Genomic DNA, 21,583 nt, shown 5'->3' on the forward strand with positions numbered 1-21,583 from the left:
TTTAAATCTCTACTACAAATTTCTTATCAAAGAAAACTTTTAATTTTTGTGATGCGCTATCTATGAAGAAAGCGGTATTAGGTAATATTTCTAAAACAAATCCATTATTTAAAAGCGTTTCTATTTCACTATTTAAGGAATCATATAATTTCTGTAAATTTGGTTGAGCACTTTTAGTTAAGTTAAGTGAATAATCATTTGAAGACTCTTTATCAACAATATTTGGAACTAAGACATTAGCACTAAATTTTAAATTAACATTAAAATTAATAATAAATTTTCTAAAAATAATATCATTTCTGTTTTTAATAGCTAAATCTAAATTAGCAACAAATTCTTTATATTCTTTTGAATTAAAACCTAAACTATTTTTAAGTAAAATTGTAGCCATAATTTTACTGTTTGATAAATATTTATCACTTTTAATTTTTTCTTTGTAATTTGCATATAAATCAAAAAGTTGTTTCTGTTCAGGTGTTATTTTTTTCTTATTTTTTCACATGTTTTAATACCTCTTCTTGTTTGTCTTTGATCTTATCTTTTTCAATCTTTACAAGTGTATATAATGAATACCCAACAATATACATTAAGAATGAGAAAATAATAATAAAATTAATTATTGACGCTAATTTAAATAATGGTAAAACTGTTGGTACTGAAATTAAAGTAAAGTTTCTATCAGCAAGTAATAATTCATTTAATCCAAAAATAAACATTAAAATTGTTTGAACAAATATTGCTATAAAAATTAGGTTTGAAGTTATTTTTGAAAGTGTTTTATTTTTTACTAAATAATGAATATAAATAATTATTGATAAAACAGCAATAACTATTATGTTATATATATTTCAATCAGTTTTATCATCTAATAAAATTGATGAAATAACTAACAATATTCATAGTAATGTTTGTGTCAAAGCTAAAACAATTGTATTTGTTATATAACTTTTAAATTTTCTTTTGCTTGATTCTAAAACAATAAAGTATAGTGCAAATATAAATATACCAATACCAATTATTGTTAAATAAGCAAAATTATATGTTGTATCATCTCCGATAATACGAAAAACTTTATTTATATCTGAAGTTGTTGCAACATATATTAAATAAAGTAATACCGAAATAAATAATGTTATTGATAACATATATTTATCCTTGTTATTATGAGTTAAAAGATTTTTTTCAGATAATCTTGATAAACTTCTAATATTTGAACCTACAATTAAAAAACCAAAAGCTATAAATAATGCAATTATAATAATTAAATTTGTTGCCTTTTTAACTGTAAATAATGATTCGATACTTTCTCATGTTTGATTATCTTTAAACATTAATATATAATTTCCATCATCAACTGGTGTAGGATTAATTCATGCTTGTGCAATTGCTATAATTGCCACAACTAATAAAAATTGTGAAATTATTTGTATTATAAAACCTATAATAGATGAATAAAGTAATGGCTCTGATTTTCTTTTATAGATATAGTTATACACTTCAAATGAAACGTTAATAACTAATAATGGTATCAATAGAAAAGTTAATGATAAAATTTCATTTCACTGGTAAGGAACTTTTCGAACATAAGTTCCTTCGTCTGTTTCAATTGGATTATTTCAATATGTATAGAAAAACATTAATGCAACAGATGCTATTGATAATAATAAATAAGATATATAGAAAAATATATAATGTTTTATTTTTTCTTTTTGCTTACTGATGTTCTTATAATTTTTAAATATCGAGAATAAAAATACAAAGAATAACGTGCTAAAACGTATTAATATAACTGCATTTCCTTCTCTATATTGATCATCGAACTTAAATAGATTGGTTCAACCATCACCATCGTTACCTATATAAACTTCAGGAAATATAGAAGTTTTTGCCATGAATAGCATAACAAGAATACTTGTTGCAAAAAACAATATCAAAATACTCTTGTAAAATAAACTTCATTTACTTCTTGAATCAGAGGTTAAGTGAGATTTGTAATCTGAATAAATTCTTTTATTTTCAAATGTAGTATTATTCATTTTTTCCTTCCTCTTTTTCTAAATCTGTTGATTTAATAAAGCCATTAGTTTCCTTAAATTCAAACCCTTTAGGAATATTATCAAAACCATTTTTAAATAAATGAGTATTTTTGATCTCTCCTTTTTCAAATAACTTTTTCATAGCTTCACGATAAGAATTCTTTTGATCCTTACCACCGCCATAAATTAAATCATATTGAGGTAATGTATATTTTCCAAACATTCCTCCGTAATCGAACCCTTCAGATCTAAATGCGGCTGCTAAACCAGTATTTGAACTAGCGTTTGTGGCATGATAAATAGCAACTACTTCATTATTTTGGGTTCTTAAACTCGAACCACTAGCCCCAACACCAGGAGTAAATCAACGTGGCAGATATTCTAAACCGAAATTAATATATTTTTTATTGTCATCGGTAGAAACATATATATTTTTCTTAGGATCAGGTTTATCACCAACTAAAGGAGCGGCTAAAAACGCATCGGTCAATCCTGGTTTATACGCAAATGACCTAAATCCAATATTGTAAGATAAGAAATTACCTCTTTTAAGTAATTCAGGATTTCCTTGCGGTCCATCTTCAGTTGCTTGTAAATCATAAAATTTATGGTCCGCATTTGTTCAAAGAGAATGACTTCACTCAGCTCTAGCGCGTTGATCATCGTCTATATATGGCTTTAAGAAATAATCTTGAAACCCGCTGCTAATTGATTTAGGATAACCTAACGCAAATATTTGATCTAATTTACTTCAATCGTAATTTCCTTTTGTAGCAAGTGGGAATTCAATTTTTTTATAATTTTTTAAATAAGATTCTGATTTAAATTTTGTTTTGTCTTTTTCTTCTCAATTTGCATAATCATTAGTGACTCACTTAGCAAAATTTTGTGGAGTAATAGACGAAGGCTGAAACGAACCTGTGCCACTAACTCTATTATTTTGTATTTTTCCAAAATCAATTTCAATTACTGCAAAATCTAAAAATTCTTCCGCATCTTTAAATATTTCTTTTTGAGTAGAAGTTATAAATTCACTTGGAGAACTTTTAAGATAATCTCTACCATCAAAAACTCTTCTAACTGTTTCGGGATTCATGGTGAATTGAGTAAAAGTTCCGTTTTCTACTTCCATTTCCATTAATTTAAAGTTATTTAAAATACCATTATTATCACCGTTCAATCTTGTTAAGCCGATACCAGAAAACATTCTTTTATTTTTAGCAATACTATCTGCAACATGTAAATTTGTACCAAAATAAAATTTAGTTGGATATTGACCATTAACAGGCTCTTCATAATCCATAATTCACATTGTTCCTGAAGGTGATGTACCTGTATTTCCTAAACTATCTAAATTATAAAAAGAATTAGAGTTATCGATTGTTTCATTTAAAAGTTTCTTTGTCTCTTCTCTAACTTTTAAATTATTAACTTTCTCTTTATAAAAATTTCTTTCTTCGTTTAAATATTTTTTATAAAGATCGCTAGCATGGGTATCTGTTGTTTCTTTGGCTATAATATCCCAAATTTGTGATTCGTAAGGCTCTAAATAATATTGTTGACCTTCAGCGTCGTTTATTAATTTTAAATATTTATCTTTAGTGGTTTGATCTTTAATATTATTAGCAAAATTAGATAAATGATCAACAAATTTTAAATTTCTTTGAATTTCAACTCTTTCACTTTCTAATTCCGTAATACTTTGATTGCTAAAAGTAACGGAATATGTTTGTTTGGCAAGATTTAAATAATTTTCATTTGTTATTCTTCTTCCTAATCCGCCAATTTGAAAAGTGCTTCTACCACCTAAAGCATCGGCTCAAGTGGGTCCCATCGGAATTAATCTTTCGGTATTCAAACTAAATCCTTCAAAACTTCCATCAGACTTATATTTGGGTATAGAAAACCCTTTTAAAGCAGAAGATTCGTAAGAACTTAATCCAACTTTTTCAGCTTCTTTATTATACTTAGCTATTTCTTCGTCTGTTACGTTTTTTGCATCTTTACGAAGTTCTTTTCAATCATTTAATCTTAGTTGTTCTTTTAAAACATTTATATATTTTGAATCATCAGCGTTAAATCTTTCTTTTTGATTCATTAAAACATATTGTTCGTCTGGTGTTTTAAGTCTTTCAGTAGAACTAGTTAAAATAGTTCCATCATCGTCTAAACCTTGAGAATTACTTTTAAAACCAGAAATTTTATACGACTCAGTATATTGTTGATTTTCATTGAATTTATTTTGAAAAACTATACTTAATAATAACTCGCCTTTTTGATTAGCTTGCGCTAGACTATCTTCTGGTCTAGCATTAGTAATAAATGAGTTTAAAAACCATGAATATTTTGGTTTTATTTTCGCAACCCATGTTGAAATATTTTTTATAAAAGTCGTTGGTAAAACTTCGCTTTTTATATGTCCTTGTTGAGGCGTAAAAGAAGGAGTTGTATTAAGTAATTCAAAAACCGAAACTTCTTTAAAACCATTAGAATCAACTAACTTACTAAACTCTTTAGTTGCTTTTTCTTTTTCGGCGTCAGTTATTTGTCCTTGATTTTTTATATCTAAATCAATTTCTTTAATTATATCAACTAAATTTTCCTTATTACTCTCGCTAGTAATTCTTGCTTCATAATTTTTTAAATTTCTCAAATTTGATAACTTATCAAGTGCATAAGTTTTAATTTGTTCAATACCTTTGTTTTTTAAAGAATTATTTTTTAATTCTCTCGCTTCAGATAATATTTGATCAACAACTGTATTCTTATTAGCGGTTTCTAAACGAGTATTTAATTCTTGCTTCTTATTAGAATCAATATTTAAAAAATCATCATTTAATATATCTCTAACTTCTTGTTTTTTGTGTTCAGAATTATTATTGATTCCGTTATTTTTTGAATTATTATCTGTGCTACATGATATCGCAATAGGTAATATTGATATACTAGCAAAACTTAAAAATATTTTTTTCTTACTAATAAAATTCATAATTGCCTCCTATGTAAAATTAAGTTCATCACCTTCTTCAAATTCTTCTACATCAAAACCGTAATTTCTAAGTGATTGAATAGTTTGTATATTACCTTTTCTAACTCTTATGGTTTTATTTAAGGTTTTTGCTAACTCAAAGAATTTTGAAATGCTTTGAACACCATTACTTGTCAATTGTCCAGCATCATCAATAAAAAGATATTTTGTTTCATCTCCATTGCTAAAAGTAATTTTAGGCTCTTGAACACCGGGTATTTTTGGTATAAAGTTTTCAAAACCGGAATCATTTAAGTCTATTAATTTCAATTTATAATTTTGACCAGTATTAGCAAAATTTGCTCTTTGTATTTTTCTACTTCCGTTTTGAGGTTTGATAATATCTTTAAAAACCAATCCTCTTAAAGTTCTAACGCTTGGTGCTCTACCAAAATCTAATCCCATAGGATAACCATTACCACTTTCATTATTATCAGGATTTAAACCCGGACCCATGCTTTGGAATATAGCTTCATTATTTCTAGCTCAATAAGCACGTCTTAAACCATCATTAATTCTCTTGAATCTATTTGTAGGATCGTCATCAGCATACGATTTATTAATATCACTTTCCTCAAAAGCTAAAGTATCAAATCTTATTCTTGTAATGATATATGCATCACTTGGATACTCGCTACTTACATTATAATCAAGAGTATTAACTCACGCAGTTTCTTTAAGTGCTCAAGGATTTAGACTTCAACTATCTAAAAGTGAGTTACCATCTGTGTATAACGATAATTCTTTAATCTTTTTATTTTCTAAAGCAATTAACGATGAAGTATTTGTTGCTCTAGCATCAAAGAATAACTCTAATTGCCTTAATTCTTCAGGTAATGCAAGAAGTATTTCTTTGAAGTTTTGAGCAGCATTGGCTTTACCCATATGCTTAATTCTATATGAAGTAATATTTACTTTTCTGTCAGTAAGTTCTTTAACTAATGTCTTTGTACGCTCATAAGCATTACTTTTAGATGCATCAATTTCGATTACATATCCATCATTAACATAATCTCCATCAGTTTTAGGTTGGCCGTTTCTTGTCATTCTAAAAACATCAAGTCCATTTATATTTGATATATGTAAATCTTTAAAATTAGGATCTTGATCAGGGTTTATTTTAGTTTTAGTTCACCCTGGATAAGTTCCACTATTAATATCATCGGCACTACGACCCCAAGGAGTATCATAGTCAAAAGCACGTTTTTGACTATTATTTCTCTCCCTTTCTGCGATAACACCGTTAAATTCTTTAGGTCCGCTTCAACTACTTGAAGTTCACTCACCTCTTTCATTTAAGTAAACATTTCTAGGATCTAAAACTTTACCTTCTCTCAAAAATCTTTCACCCTCAGGCGCAAGTTTTGTAAACTTAGAAAAATCTAAATTTTTAATAATTCATAATTTACGATGTAAATCACTTCTAAATTGCATTGTTGGATATTGAGCTTGTGCTTCTGGAGTTAAAAACTTTTGAAAATCACCGTGCTCAATTAAAACTTGAAAAGTATAATAATCTCTTCGTCAATTTCAATTATTTAATTCATTTTTAATTAAAAATGAATGTAAATTAGTTTCTGTCATTTTACCTTTGTCGACCAAATCTAAAACTTGTAACGCCATACCAATAGTAGAATATTCATGATCACGAATAGTGCGAGCGGCAGCGGCAGCATTATCGGTAACTTTTTTTCTAAGTTCTTCTGTTGGTTCAATGCTAATTAATTCGCCTGTTATATTAGCTAAATATTCTTCTCTATTTGCTATTTTATTTTCAACATCATACGATGATACAACACGCTTTTTAAAGTTTTTTAATTTAGCTTTAACCCTAACTCCTTCGATAGTAATATAAGCATCAGCAATGCCAGGAGTAGGATCCGGAACAACTTCAGGTTGTGGTTCCGGTTTTGGCTGTGGCGTAGGAGCGGGCGGCTCTATAGGTTTAGGAATCGGCTTTGGTTTTTCAATCGGCTTCGGAATAGGTTTTTCAATAATTTTTGGTTTTTCAATCGGTTTTTCAGGTTGTTTTTCAATAATTATTGGTTTCTTTTCTTCTTCTTTAGGTTTTGGTATCACCGGTTCTTCTTTTGGTTGAGGTTTAACTCGTAAATTTAAATCAACATTTGAATTTAATATCTTATCATTATCAAGTTCTAATTGATCTTTATTAATTAAATTCGGTTTACTTTCTTTATTTACAAATTCAAATGGATTATCATTGTCTTTTGAAAAATTGTAAATTAAAGAAGCTACACCACTACTAGAAGCTATAGTAGAAGCTACAACAAGTAGCGTCACTATTTTTTTTCTTTTTGCAAAGTGCATTAACACCTCCTTAGTTTTATATATATTTACATATATATATATATATATATATTAATAAGACACGTACATTATAGCACTTTAAAAGTTAATCAAAAAAATTGGAACAAAAATATAAAAAACTTTTTCGCCTACGGTATAGGGTTAAAATAAAATTTATAAATATTTTTTATAATATTTTTTTAATTAATTTTTAGTTATTGAGTATTAATAGAAAAAACAAATAGCTATGTGGACATTTTCTGCTAATGTCATTTAGCAGGATATTAGGTTTAATTTAATTTACATTTACAATTAAAAAACATTTTATAGACTAAATTAAAAATATAATGCTATAAAAAATATAGAAATATATTGATAACATTAATAGACAAGATTTTGAATAAATGTGTTTAGTTCTAAATAATATAAACATTAGAAATATATAAATAATTTACAAAATATTATATAAGCGTTCTCTTTTTTAGGTCTAAGCAACATCCGAAACCATATTCTTTTAAACAAATTAAAAAGTATTTATGTTTTTTAAGCTATAACATGGACACAAAATAAAAATTAATATTTGATTTATTTTCTTAAAAAAATAATTGAAAAAATATCTTATACAGATAAATATTTAAATTTTTAATTTAAAAAAAGTAATTAACTAAATTAAAAAAAATTAATTATGTTATACTTTAAATAAAGTGTAAATTTAAGGAGTAAAGATGACAATTTTAACAGTAGTATTAATATTATGTAGTTTTATAATTATTCTTATTTCCTTTGCTATGTCTCCTGATTCAAATGGTTTTTCAGGAGCGCTAGTAGGTTCTGGCGATTTAGAATTGTTCAAAAACTCAAAAGAAAGGGGAATTAAGAAGGTTTTAAAATATTCAATGATGTTTTTTGGATTTGTTTTATTTGCTTCTGCAATAATACTTAAAGCCATCTTAAGTTAAATAAATGGATATAGAAAAAGTTGTATCATATATACAAAGCGAAAAGTCAAGGAGTTTTTTAAGTATTGCCAAACATTTTAGAATACTCCCTAAAGATAATCATAAATTAACAAAAATATTATCTCAATTACAAAAAGAATATAAAATTTTCAAAAATAATAATGATGAATATTATGCACCAATTTTAGTTGATATTATAGAGGGCGTATTAAACGTAAACAATAAAGGACAATTTGGTTTTGTTGACTATAATATCGATGAGGTAAACAACACCAAAGATAGCGTTTATATTAGAAACTTTAACTTTAATAGCGCATTACATAATGACAAAGTTAAAGTGAAGGTTTTTAAAAATCCAAAAGATGATAAGTCGGACTTAACTAGTGGTGTAGTAGTCGAAATAATCGAACGTGGAAATGATGAAATAGTTGGTTTTATAAAACTAAAAAATAATACTAATTATTTTGTTCCAGTCGAAGCTAAAATGAAAAGTTTAACATGAACTATAATACCTAATTTAATTCCTATTAAACTTAACGATTTGGTAGTTGCTAAAATTTTAAAATACGATTCTAAAAACGTTTTAATCGAAATAACTAAAGTTATAACTAACGAAGCTGATCCAATGGTTTATGTTAAATCATACCTAGAACAAATTAAAGCGCCAAATAGTTTTCCTGAAATTTTAGACAATGAAATTGATAATATCCCCGAAACAATCGAAAGTGAAGATTTAAGTAGAAGAGTTGATTTAACCGATAAAATGATTGTTACAATCGATGGTGACGAAACAAAAGACTTTGATGATGCTATTTACGTTAAAAAATTAGAAAATGGTAACTACTTTTTAGGGGTATATATCGCTGATGTTTCCCATTATGTAAAAGAAGGTACAGAAATTGATAGCGAAGCTTTAAAACGTGGCACAAGCATTTATTTAGTCGATAGAGTTATACCTATGTTACCTTTCGGCCTTTCAAACGGTATTTGTTCATTGAACCCAAACGAAAAAAGATTTGTTATAGCTTGTGAAATGGAAATTGATAAATATGGAAATAACGTTAAAGTAGATATTTTTGAAGGTATTATTGAAAGTAAATTTAGATTAACTTATAAACAAGTTGATAAATTTTTCAATGAGAATAAACTAGTTTTTACTCAAGAACCTAAAAATGATGTTGATAAGCTAAAATTAATGTTAAATGATGCAAAAGAACTAAGTTTGGTTTTACATGATTTTAAGATAAAACAGGGTTATGTTGATTTTGAAATTGTGGAACCAAAAATAAAATTAGATAACGAAGGAAGAGTTAGTCATATCTTAATTAATGAGCGTGGGTTTTCAGAAGTTTTAATAGAAGACTTTATGGTTAGAGCAAACGAAACTGTAGCAAAATATTTATACGATAATAAATTACCTGTTTTATATCGTATTCACGAATTACCTGACCAGGAGAAAATTACAAATTTAAAAAACACTTTAGAAGCAATAGGAATCAAATCTGAAAACTTAAATTTCAATAAATTATCACCTAAAAGTTTTTCTAAAATCGTAGAAAAAATAAAAGAACATAGAAATGATGATTTTATTAAATTAATGTTCTTGAGAACAATGCAAAAAGCAATTTATTCTCCCGAAAATATAGGTCATTTTGGTTTAGCATCAGAATATTATTGTCACTTTACAAGTCCGATACGTAGATATCCAGATTTAGTAATCCATAGAGTTATTAGAAACTTTCTTATTGATAAAAAAGAAGATAAGATTGATGAATACAGAAGTAAAATAATAAGTTATGGAGATTTAAATACTAAATCAGAACAAAAAGCAGTTCAAATCGAAAGAAATGTTAATGATTTAAAATTTGCAGAATTTTTGAAAAATCAAATTGGAAAAAAATATAAAGTTCAAATTTTAAGTATTTTAAATTTTGGTTTTTTTGTTGAATTTGACTTTAAAGCTAGTGGTTTAGTTCATAAAACTTCGTTAATTGACGATTTATATGAAGCAAATGACACATTGACAAAACTTATAGGTACAAAAACTAAGAAAACATTTACAATTGGTGATTATGTTGAAGTTGTTATTCTTGGGGTAGATTTGGTAGAAGGGAAAGTTGATTGTTGTTTAGCTTCTTTATATCCTGAATTTATAGCAAAAAAGGAAAAAGATGAGCAATTTAGAAGAAACCATGAAACTAACAGACGCTTTAAAAAATCGTAATATCATAAAAAATTCTCTTGGGTTTGATTCAAATTTATATGTTTACCAAGATAAAGACATGTTTAATTATTCAGTAGATACAATCTTGTTAGGGAATTTTATTACTTTAAATCAAAAAATAAGTAGAACATTAGAAATAGGAGCGAACAATGGTGCTTTATCCATTTTCGTTGCTTCTAGAAGTTCTAAACTTAAAATTGATGCAGTAGAAATCCAAAAAGAAGCATATGAATTAGCAAAATTTAATATTAAATTTAACAATTTAGACTCACAAATTAATGTAATAAATGAAGATTTTAACATTTTTTGAAAGGACCACACAAAAAACGTTAAACCAAAATATCAAGTTATTTTTTGTAACCCCCCTTTTTATTCTTTTGATAAAACTAAAATTAAAAAAGATTGAAATGAAGCTAAATTAATAGCAACTCATGAAGTAAAACTAAATTTAGAACAACTATTCCAAGGTTGTTCTAAAATAATTGAACAAAAAGGATATTTAACAATTGTTCTCCCTATAGAACGTTCAATTGACGCTTTTACCTTAATGAGAAAGTATAATTTCGAACCTAAAAGAGTTCAATATGTATTTACAAGATCTAGTGAAAAACCTAAATTTGCATTGATAGAGGCTAGATTTCAGTCTGGTTGAGGTACACATTTTTTACCTAACTTGTATTTGCACGCTGATAACGATAAACTAAACCACGATTATTTACCTGAAATAAAAAATATTTATAAACCTATTAAAATTAAGGAATAATATGAAAAAGAGATTTTATATAACTACACCTATTTATTACGCTAGCGGAAATTTACATATTGGTCATTTGTACACAACCGCACTAACTTGAGTTATTGCAAATTATAAAAAGTTAGATGGTTATGATGTAAGAATGTTGACCGGTTCCGATGAACATGGATTAAAAATAAAACAAAAAGCCGAAGAAAAAGGGGTAAAACCACAAGAGTTCGTTGATGAACTAGCATTAAAATTTCAACAGATGTGAAAAGATTTTCGCATTGAATATGATTATTACTCAAGAACAACTTCACAATACCACAAAAAAACAATACAAGATATTTTTAGTTATTTTCTAAAAAAAGAATTTGTATATAAAGGAAAATATCAAGGTCTATACTCTATTCCTGATGAAGAGTTTTTAACCGAAACTCAAGCAATTAAAAAAAATGGTAAATTTTATCACCCAACTTCAGACCACGAACTTACTTTAGTATCTGAAGAAAGTTACTTTTTTAAAATGAATTTATTTCAAGATTGACTAGTTGATTATATAAATAAAAATAAAGAATTTTTAGCTCCGAAAAAAATTGAAAACGAAATGATTAATAATTTTATTTCAAAAGGGCTTGAAGATTTATCGATAACAAGAGCCAAAATTGATTGAGGAATTAAAATTAATGAAGATCCTTCACATACTGTTTACGTTTGGCTAGATGCTCTTGCTAATTATATTACAGCACTAGGGTTTGATATTAACGGTAATCACAAAGATGATTTTAAATATTTTTGAGAAGATGATAATGCAGAAGTTGTTCACTTAATAGGGAAAGAAATATCTCGTTTTCATATGATTTATTGACCTATTTTCTTAAAAGCATTAAATTTAAAATTACCTTCAAAAATACAATCGCACGGATGGATAATTACCCCTACTGGTAAAATGTCAAAATCTAAAAACAACATTATAGACCCATATAAATTATTAGAAAAATACGATCCTGAAATTATAAAATATTTCTTTGTTAGTCAAAGCGCACTTGGTGATGACATTGTTTTCGATGAAGAAAGATTCGTTAATACAATTAATGCTGAATTAATTAATACTTATGGAAATTTGATTGCACGTACTTTAAAAATGAAAAGCAATTCTTTTTCTAACCCGATAAAATATGCAAAAACTACTTATCAAGAAGATTTAGATATCGAAAATGATATAATAAATTCAATTAAAGAATATAAAAATAACTTTGATGAGTTTAGAATAAATAAAGCTTTTCAAATTGCAAACGAGCTTGGAAACCAATTAAACAAATATATTGATTTAACTAAACCATGAACTATTACAAATTTAGATCGCCTAGAACAAATTTTAGTTAGATTATTAAACGGAATATATGCACTTTCTACATACTATTCGGTTGTTTTACCAAATAAAGTATCAGAAGTTGCGACGGCACTAGATTTAAAAGAATTTAAATTAGATGAAATTAAAGACTTTACTAAATTTAATGACAAAAAATTAACTGAATCGTTCATTCTATACAAACGTTTAAAATTTAATTAAGGAGAATAATTATGATATATGCACAAGCAACAATTTACACAATTGATCCTGAAAAATTAAAAGGTTTTATTGATTATTTATATGTTTTTACACAAAAAACAAGAATGAAAGAAAAAAACCTTTCTTATGAATACGGATTAATGACAGAAGAAAAAATATTAGTAATACAAAGATGATCTACGAAACAAGATTATGAAGACTTCATTAATATTGAAGAATTTGCAAAAGAATTAAAAATGCTTAAAAAAATGTCTAAAAATGTAAAAAATTTATACCAAATTGAATTGACAAGATAAGAATTTTATACTAGTAAGATAACTCTATTTATTAATGGCGTTATCTTATTTTATACAACATTAAACTATAATTAATGTATAATTAATAATTATAATAAGGAGAATAAATGTTTGAAATTTTAGCCACCAAAAACGACTCTGGTAGAACTATTTATAAGTTAATTGCCAAGTATTTAACCAATTTGCCTAAAAGCAAATTGGAAAGTCTATTTCGTAAAAAAGAAATTAAAATAAATGGGAAAAGAATAAACGAAAAAAGTTTAATAGTTCAAGAAAATGACCAAATAGTAATTTACGGAATTTTTGATAAAAAAGAAAAAAAAGAAGTTTTTAAAGTAGAACAAAATTTTAATATCATCTACGAAGACGAAAATATATTAATAGTAGATAAAAAAATAGGAGTTGAAGTTCACGGGCCTGATAATTCCTTAGATAATCAAGTTTTATCTTATTTGAAATTTAAACAAATAGATAGTTTTAAACCAAGCCATGTTGGTAGATTAGATAAAGAAACAAGTGGGTTGATAATTTATGGTAAAAATTACCACACAGTTAAACAATTAAATGATAAAATTTCTAATTTTGATAAAAAATATATGTTTAAAAGTGATTTTAATGAACAATACAAAGAGGTTGAACTTTATTTCTTAAAAGATTATTCGACAGGAAAAATGAAAGTTTCACCAAAAGAAAAAGAAAATTCTAAGTATTCTAAAACAATACTTTATGTTGAGAAGAATAAAAAAATTGCTCAAATTTTAACTGGTCGCAAACATCAAATTAGACTTACACTTAAGTTTTTAGGTAAACCTATTTATGGTGATATAAAATACGGTGGTAAAAAAGCAGATAGATTAATGTTACATTCTTATTACTTAAAACTACAGAATTTAAATGGTGATTTAAAATATTTAAATGGTTTTGAATTTTACTCATTACCAAAATGATAGGAGTATAATGATTATAAATAAGGAAAAAATTAAAGAAATAGTAAGTTCGCTAATGTTTAACCCTAGTGAGGAAGTTTTAAATAATATAATTAAAAATTGAAATGAGTTAGAAAATGATTTAAAAAATCTTGATAAATTAAATTTGGATAATATAAAACCGCTTTCACACATAAACGAGGAATACAAAATAGATTTATTGAGAGAAGATGAATTTGATAATGAATTTAAATCAATTGATAAAAATCAAATTTTATCAAACGCAAAAACTTCTGACCAGGACTATGTAACAATTACAAAGGTGGTTAAATAATGAAAAGAGTTATTAAAAACAAAGGTAATTTACAACTTGCATTAAACAATTTAAAAAACGACAAAAATAACGCCGTTGCTTTTGTATATGATAAAATCGAAAATAAAAATGTTGGATTATTTAAAGATGTTGTCGTTACAATAAAAGATAATTATGCTACAAATGATGCGCCAACAAGCGCTTCTAGTTTGATATTAGAAAAATTTAATACACATTATAACGCTACAGTTATTGATAAATTTATTCAACAAGGAGCTTTAATACCTGCAAAATTACATTTGGATGAATTAGCACTTGGTGGTACAGGTACACATAGTGCTTACGGTATAGTAAAAAACAAATTTGATTCTAGCAGATTATCCGGAGGTTCTTCTTCAGGTTCTATAGCTACTTTTGACGAAAACATTTCAATAGCTTTAGCTAGCGATACAGGTGATAGTGTTAGATTACCGGCAAGTTATAACGGTGCAGTAGGTTTTAAACCATCTTATGGTGCAATTAGCAGATACGGTTTATTTGCTTACGCTTCTTCACTAGATACAGTAGCATATTTTACACATAATGTTAACGACGCAATTGTAACTTCGCAAATTTTATTCGGAAAAGATAAATATGACATGACTAGTTTAGATATCGAGATTAAAGAAGTTATTAAGACAAAACCTAAAAAGATTGCTTTATTAAACTTTTCAAAATTTTCAGAAGATTATGTTAATGTTTCGGTTGAAAAACTTCATAAAAACTTAAAAAAGGAAGGTGTTGATGTAGATGTTATTGAACCTAATTTGGATATTTTAAATGCAATTAAACCAGTCTACAAAGTAATTTCTTTTTCAGAAGCTAGTTCTAATTTAGCGAACTTAAATGGTATCGCTTTTGGCTCTAGAGTAGAAGGAGATTCTTGGGAAGAAGTTATTAAAAACACAAGAAGCAGTAAATTTGGGAAAATGGTTCAAGAAAGGTTATCACTTGGTAGTTATTTTCTTTATTCAGAAAATATCGAAGAAATATTTGTTAAAGCCCAAAAGGCTCGTCGTGTGATAAAAGATTACATGAACGATTTACATGAAAAATATGATGCTGTTATATTTCAAGCTTTTGGAGGTGTTGCGCCTAGCTTTGATCAAAATAGTAAATATGGTGTTTTAGAATTTATTTTAACCGCGGCAAACTTAGGTGGATATCCTTCGATTACAATTCCGTTTGATAAACACAAAAATTTACCTTATAACTTGACAATAGAATCTAAAATATATTCAGATGCAAAGCTTTTAGGGATTGCAGAATATTTTGAAGAATTATTAGGAGGGAAATAAATGAAAAATTTTGAAGTCATTATAGGTATAGAAATTCATATTGAGCTTAAAACAAAGACAAAAATGTTTTCTCCCGCATTAATAGATTTTAATGCCGAACCAAACACATACGCAAACCAAATAGACTTAGCATATCCGGGAACTTTACCACTAGTTAATAAACAAGCTATTAAATATGGTATCGCCCTAGCGAAAGCTTTAAAAATGAAAATAGACGACGAATTACATTTTGATCGTAAAAACTATTTTTATCCGGATTTACCAAAAGGATATCAAATTACTCAATTTTTCCGTCCAATTGGATCAAACGGTTCTTTAGAAATTAAATTACCAAACGGAGAAAAAAAAGAAATTAAAATTGAAAGAATCCATCTTGAAGAAGATACTGCAAGACAACACCACAACACCGATAGTACACAATTAGATTACAACCGTGCCGGAGTGCCTTTGATTGAGATAGTTACTTACCCGGTTATTAGAAGTGCTGACGAAGCAGCTGCATACGTTGATATGATCAAAAAAACAGTACTAGCATTGGGTATTTCAGAAGGTAAATTGGAACAAGGTTCATTACGTGCCGATATAAACATTTCATTGCGACCATATGGTGTAAACATTTTTGGTACTAAAGTAGAAATTAAAAATATGAACTCACTTTCAAATATCAAAAAAGCAATCGAAAACGAAATTGAAACACAGTCAAAACAATTACTTACTGGGAAAAAAATTCTTCAACAAACCAAAAGATTTGATGATAAAACAAATTCAAATATAGTTATGAGAACGAAAACGGGTACAGTTGAATACAAATACTTCCCAGACCCTAATATACCATATATTAAACTTTCAAGCAATTTTATAAATTCGATAAAAATAAATGAACTACCACATCAAAAAGAACAAAGATATTTAGATAGTAAAATTCAACAAATTTATGTAGATAGTTTGATTGATGATATTGATTTGGCTAATTATTTTGACTCTATCGAATATTTAGATAAAAATAAATTATCAAAAATATTTTTTGCAGAAGTAGTATCTTTGGCGAATACTAAATCAGTCAAAGCTTATGAATTAAATATAAAACCAGAACACATAAAACAAGCAATAGAACTTTTAGATCAAGAAATTATTTCAAGTAAATCATTAAAGAAATTAATACCGCTTTTAGTTAATTATAACGATAAAATTGATATTTTACTTGAAAAGCACAACTTAAAACAAATAACAGATCAAAACCTAATTGATCAAATAATAATTAATATAGTTGATAAAAACCAAAAAATTACAGATGAATACATAACAAGACCCGAAAAAGTTCTTAAATTCATTCTTGGTATGTTAATGAAAGAAACTAACGGACAAGTTAATCCTCAATTATCTAACCAAAGAGCACTTAAAGTATTAGATGAAAAATACAAAAATTAACTATAAAAAACTCTCAAAATTAAGAGGGAAAAACTCTATAATAAGAGCTTTTTATTTGAATATAATTCAACCAAGTAAATTTATTATTTTTTCAATAATATATGAAAAAATAATAAAGTATATTATTAGCTTTTTCGCTTTCATTCTCATTAGAGCAAATAATATTGAAAAAAAAGATACTAGAACTAAAGTAGTTCACAAAGTATATGAAAATTTTTCAACTCAGAATTTTACATTTATATGATTATCAATTACTTTTTATCTTCTCATTTCTGTGGTTCCAATTATTTATATAATTAACTTTTTAAATTTGACGATCACCGATAATATTTCAACTTTAACAAATCATGTTGAAGTGTTAACCAAAGAATACAACACTAACAATACAAGTATTTTTCAAGGCTTATTTAACAATATAATTTTTAATAAATTTATTCCTGGTGGACAACAATATTTTAATAACAACGAAGGTGTTGAAGTTATTGACGATTCATTTAGTAAATTATATTCTTTAATACCTGGTTCTTTTATTGCTATACCTTCGCTTTACATTTCTGCGGGCGGATATGGAAAAATAATTACAGCTTATAATTATATGTTTTCTCACGATAAAGTAGGAACTTATTGAGGAAATAAACTAAAAGGATTGTTTTTAGTTTTCGCAATTTCTATATTACTATTTATATTTAGTAATATTTATATATTAATATATGCCTCAATGATTAAAAGCGGATTAAGTAAAACTCATTGAATTTTAGATGTATTTTACTTATTCTTTTCGCTAGTTTTCTTCTTAGTGTCTTTTTTAGTTTTATTTAGATTAACACCTTCTTTTAAATTAAATTTTAAATCTATTTGAAGAGGAGCAATAATATCCACAATTCCAACGTTTGGATTATTAATAATATATACATATTTAAATAAAGTTATTTCATACTCTAAATTTGGGTCTGCTGTAGGTTTCTTTTTTACTGTTGGATTTTTTATAAACTGATTTTCTTATTTTATGTTTTTAGGTATAACATTTAATGAAGCTTACTATAAAAATTATATTAGCACTCGTACAATACCTAAAAAAGTATATTTTTGATTGATGATTTAAATTATTAAGCAATTATTCCTATTTATTAAACAAGATATTTTTTATTTTAACTCTACATCTTGATAGGTCCAGAACTCAAAAAATAACTAAAATTTAAATAAAAAAATATATAATAATATTGTTTAGTTATCAATCTAATAAATAATAAAATTATTATTTATTTTTTATTTAAAACTAAATAATTTCCACAAATAATACAAGGAGAAAAAATGAAATTTAAAACAAAATGATTTAAAGGATTAGTTTTAGTCTTACCTTTTGCAGCGGCAGCTATCACCGTTGGTACTGTTCTAGGTTTAAAAAACAATGAAGAATCACCTGAAAAAGTTGCATATATAAAAGTTATAAATGAAGCGACCGAATTTTTAAATTCCACACCAGATCAAGGTTTCTCAAACATTAAAGAAAAATTAAAATCTAAAGTCGAAGAGGCTAAAAAAATAATTCAATTAGATAATAAAACTCTTGAAGAATTAAAAAATGAAACTCAAAAATTGATAGCATCATTTAATGAAGCGAAAGATAATAAAGAAAAAGTTTTGGTTTCCAACGCAAGAAAACAACTTAAATCAAAACTAGACGAGATTAAGAAATATCTAGATTCTTTAGATGATACAAAATATCCAACAATAAAACAAGAATTACAAAATAAATATAATGAATCTGACAAAATACAAAAACAAGATAATCATCCTAAAGAAACATATAGAAACGAAACAAGAAATATCGAAAACGCCTTAAACAAGGCTAAATCAGACGTAAGAACTAAAGATGAAGAAATAAGAATAGAAGAGGAAAACAAAAAAGCTATTCAATCACTTAAAGAAGAAATAACACAAATTAAATCAAAGATAAACGAACAAAATAATAATTTAAATGATAGATATAAAACACAAAAAGATAAAGTTAGCGCAAAACTTTTAACATTCAATAATGATGATACGCAAACAAGAAATCAATTAGAGGCAACAAAAACAAAAATAATCTCATTCGAAACTGAATTTAATAATTTTGAAAGAGATACAAAAATTTTAGATGAAGTTATTAATTCGCATCAAGAAGAATTTAAAAATGTAGATAATAGTAATCAAATTTTAAATAAATTAAATCAACTAAAAGAAAGCGCATCTTTAAACCTAAAAAAAGCAGGAGAACTAAATTTTGTAAAAGATGAAAATTCTAAAAACAAATTCTTTAATTGGGTATTAGGCGATAATAATGTTACATTTTCAAAAAATGATGATAAAGAAAGATATTTAAGTATATTAAATGACGAAACTTCATTAGAACTTAAAAACGAAATTAAAAACAAATTATTAGATACAACTGGACTTAAAAATATGTTTGCTGTATTACTAGGATATGAGGAAAATTATAATGATTTATTTATAAATAACTCATATATAATTGATAAAAATAATTTAAATAACAAAAATTATGATAATTTTAAACACTTTGAAGGAAATGACAATGGTAAAATTGGTTTACACCCAAGATTACTGGAAAATTGATTAATTTTTAATTGGGATAAAGATCAAAATAACACCCACTATGGTGATACTGTTGATAAAATAAATGATAAAGTTGAACAATTACTTACAGAGTTAGAAAAAATTGATAATGTAGAAACATTTAAAGAAAACGAATTTAATGAACTATCAAAAAGAATAAATGATTTTAGCCCTTTAATTAAAAATGCAATGACAGACGATAAGAGAGCGAAAGCAAAAGAATATTCAGAAGCTTATTTATCTTCATATTTAAATTTAGTCATAATAAAATATGAAATGAAAAAATATATTGCTAAAGAAATAGAAAAAGTAAATAAAAGCATAAGTGTTGTTGAAAAGATAAACAACTTCTTGGAAGATTCAAATAAATAATAACTATTAAAATAACATTAATTTAGATGTTATCCTAAAATGAAATATCAAGTGCAACACTTTCGTGCTTGGTATTTTAATTATATCTTAATGATCCATAAAATCTTAAATTTATTTAAAAAAATCAATATTTTTGTTTTTGTTGTCAATATTAAAAGTTTTTTTGTTTCACTTTTTTAAAAAAGTGAAAACTTTGTTTCTTTGGTTACAAAGAAACCCACCCTTCGCTAGAAGGGTGTTTTAAAATTGTTTTGTTAAATTTTTTATTGCTTAAATCTTAAGTCAAATTTTCAAAAGTAAACATTTCAAGGGAAGTTTTTCATTTTAAAATTTCTCTTGGCATATTGTTTATTTTAAAAACAATTTCTTGTAAATAATCAAAATTTATAGAGTTAAAATCAAAACCTTTTTTAAATTCTCTACGTATAAGTCCATTTCAATTTTCATTTGATCCGCGTTGGAATGATGCATAAGGTTCTGCTCTATAAATTTTGATATTTAATCACTTAGCTAAAATACCTATTTTTTCAAATTCAATTCCGTTATCAATTGTTATTGATTTAACATTAAGTTTATTTTTAATAATCATTTGCTTTAATTTTGCATTTATTTCATTCGGTGATTTAGAACTAACAAAATCTGCAAAACCAATTCTAGTTTTACGCTCAGTTAAAGTTATTATATTTTTATAACCTGTAGATCTTTTACCTAATATTAAGTCTGCTTCCCAATGTCCAAATACTAGTCTTAAATCGACTTCTTTAGGTCTAGCCCATATTGGTAATACGTATTCAGCACTTTTAATGAGTCTGCTTATTACAGAAGATTGCCGCTTTCCGCCTTTTTTATAGTAAGATCTTAATCTATCTTTTCTGGTTATAATTCATTTATTAGTTTTGAGTCAATTAAAAATAGTTTTTATAGATGGTATTAAAATATTATTGTTTTTACTTTTTACATAATTATATGTAGCCTTAACACCGTGAAATTTTTTATCATATTTTTTCTTAAAATAATTGCTAAATTCTTCGAATTTAAAATTAACATCAAATCTAAAAAGATATTTATGTGATTTTCTTCTCAGCATTTTTTCTTCGGCAATTAAAAAATTATAATTACCATAATAATCACAATTTTTTCTTATTTCTCTTGAAATCGAAGAAACATTTCTTCTTAAACTTCTAGCGATACTTCGTAAAGAAAAGTTATTTTGAATACTATGAAAAGTTATTTTGAATACTATTTTGTATAAAAAATCTTTCTTCTTTAGTCATTTGATTGTAATTTTTTGTTGTATAAATCATATGGTTCCTCGGTTCATGTGGAGCCATTTTTTTATTAAAAAATTTCAAGTGCTCCACAACTATATTTTATATTAATTGTGTTGCACTTGAAATTACAATTTAGCATAACATTAATTTAGATGTTATTTTTT

Annotated in this window: 16 protein-coding genes; 11 read left to right on the top strand and 5 right to left on the bottom strand. The window is 25.9% G+C overall.

Annotated features, from left to right (window positions below; genetic code table 4):
• Window position 1: 1 nt before the first annotated feature.
• The 4 genes from JXZ93_RS02165 to JXZ93_RS02180 are packed head-to-tail and all read right to left on the bottom strand — an operon-like array spanning window position 2 to window position 7,392.
• Entirely contained in the window at window positions 2-502 is a 501-nt protein-coding gene (locus tag JXZ93_RS02165; protein WP_205852595.1) for an MSC_0623 family F1-like ATPase-associated protein, read from the bottom strand.
• Complete coding sequence (locus JXZ93_RS02170) at window positions 489-2,036, bottom strand: MSC_0624 family F1-like ATPase-associated membrane protein (protein WP_205852596.1); 1,548 nt, start codon at window positions 2,034-2,036, stop codon at window positions 489-491. Before JXZ93_RS02170 ends, JXZ93_RS02165 begins: the two co-directional genes overlap by 14 nt.
• Complete coding sequence (gene mip / locus JXZ93_RS04220) at window positions 2,029-5,025, bottom strand: Ig-specific serine endopeptidase MIP (RefSeq protein ID WP_205852597.1); 2,997 nt, start codon at window positions 5,023-5,025, stop codon at window positions 2,029-2,031. Before mip ends, JXZ93_RS02170 begins: the two co-directional genes overlap by 8 nt.
• A gap of 9 nt (window positions 5,026-5,034) precedes the next feature.
• On the bottom strand, window positions 5,035-7,392 hold the full coding sequence (locus JXZ93_RS02180; RefSeq protein WP_205852598.1) for a putative immunoglobulin-blocking virulence protein: 2,358 nt from the start codon (window positions 7,390-7,392) through the stop codon (window positions 5,035-5,037).
• Between the two features lie 704 nt (window positions 7,393-8,096).
• Between JXZ93_RS02180 and secG the strand changes: the two genes are divergently transcribed.
• From secG to JXZ93_RS02235, 11 genes are all read left to right on the top strand, one after another.
• The gene (gene secG, locus JXZ93_RS02185) at window positions 8,097-8,330 is read left to right on the top strand and encodes a preprotein translocase subunit SecG (RefSeq protein WP_205851731.1); all 234 of its coding nucleotides are present in this window, start codon (window positions 8,097-8,099) and stop codon (window positions 8,328-8,330) included.
• Window positions 8,331-8,334: 4 nt separating this feature from the next.
• Window positions 8,335-10,554: a ribonuclease R gene (gene rnr / locus JXZ93_RS02190; protein WP_205852599.1), complete on the top strand. Its 2,220-nt coding sequence runs from the start codon at window positions 8,335-8,337 to the stop codon at window positions 10,552-10,554.
• Window positions 10,502-11,317, top strand: a complete 816-nt coding sequence (locus JXZ93_RS02195; protein WP_241006853.1) for a tRNA1(Val) (adenine(37)-N6)-methyltransferase — start codon at window positions 10,502-10,504, stop codon at window positions 11,315-11,317. The genes rnr and JXZ93_RS02195 overlap by 53 nt, the downstream gene beginning before the upstream one ends.
• Window position 11,318: 1 nt before the next feature.
• Window positions 11,319-12,863, top strand: a complete 1,545-nt coding sequence (metG, locus tag JXZ93_RS02200) for a methionine--tRNA ligase (protein WP_241007092.1) — start codon at window positions 11,319-11,321, stop codon at window positions 12,861-12,863.
• 11 nt (window positions 12,864-12,874) lie between these two features.
• Complete coding sequence (locus JXZ93_RS02205) at window positions 12,875-13,159, top strand: antibiotic biosynthesis monooxygenase (RefSeq protein ID WP_205851727.1); 285 nt, start codon at window positions 12,875-12,877, stop codon at window positions 13,157-13,159.
• A gap of 107 nt (window positions 13,160-13,266) precedes the next feature.
• Window positions 13,267-14,109, top strand: a complete 843-nt coding sequence (locus JXZ93_RS02210) for an RluA family pseudouridine synthase (protein WP_205852600.1) — start codon at window positions 13,267-13,269, stop codon at window positions 14,107-14,109.
• A gap of 7 nt (window positions 14,110-14,116) precedes the next feature.
• Window positions 14,117-14,419 (top strand): glutamyl-tRNA amidotransferase, encoded by a 303-nt coding sequence (locus tag JXZ93_RS04225; RefSeq protein WP_308699347.1) that lies wholly within the window; start codon window positions 14,117-14,119, stop codon window positions 14,417-14,419.
• Entirely contained in the window at window positions 14,419-15,735 is a 1,317-nt protein-coding gene (locus tag JXZ93_RS02220; protein WP_205852601.1) for an amidase family protein, read from the top strand. Before JXZ93_RS04225 ends, JXZ93_RS02220 begins: the two co-directional genes overlap by 1 nt.
• Window positions 15,736-17,163, top strand: coding sequence for an Asp-tRNA(Asn)/Glu-tRNA(Gln) amidotransferase subunit GatB (gatB, locus tag JXZ93_RS02225; RefSeq protein ID WP_205852602.1), 1,428 nt, complete (start codon window positions 15,736-15,738; stop codon window positions 17,161-17,163).
• Window positions 17,144-18,265 carry a YhjD/YihY/BrkB family envelope integrity protein gene (locus JXZ93_RS02230; RefSeq protein ID WP_205852603.1) on the top strand — a complete coding sequence of 374 codons (1,122 nt, stop codon included), beginning with the start codon at window positions 17,144-17,146 and terminating at the stop codon, window positions 18,263-18,265. The genes gatB and JXZ93_RS02230 overlap by 20 nt, the downstream gene beginning before the upstream one ends.
• 209 nt (window positions 18,266-18,474) lie before the next feature.
• Complete coding sequence (locus tag JXZ93_RS02235; protein ID WP_205852604.1) at window positions 18,475-20,148, top strand: hypothetical protein; 1,674 nt, start codon at window positions 18,475-18,477, stop codon at window positions 20,146-20,148.
• A 277-nt stretch (window positions 20,149-20,425) separates the two neighbouring features.
• Here JXZ93_RS02235 and JXZ93_RS02240 read toward each other — a convergent pair whose 3' ends face one another.
• Window positions 20,426-21,469 (bottom strand): IS30 family transposase, encoded by a 1,044-nt coding sequence (locus JXZ93_RS02240; RefSeq protein WP_308699385.1) that lies wholly within the window; start codon window positions 21,467-21,469, stop codon window positions 20,426-20,428.
• Window positions 21,470-21,583: the final 114 nt, after the last annotated feature.

Source organism: Mycoplasma sp. CSL10166 (assembly GCF_017116885.1).
Classification (GTDB): domain Bacteria; phylum Bacillota_I; class Bacilli_A; order Mycoplasmatales; family Metamycoplasmataceae; genus Mycoplasmopsis.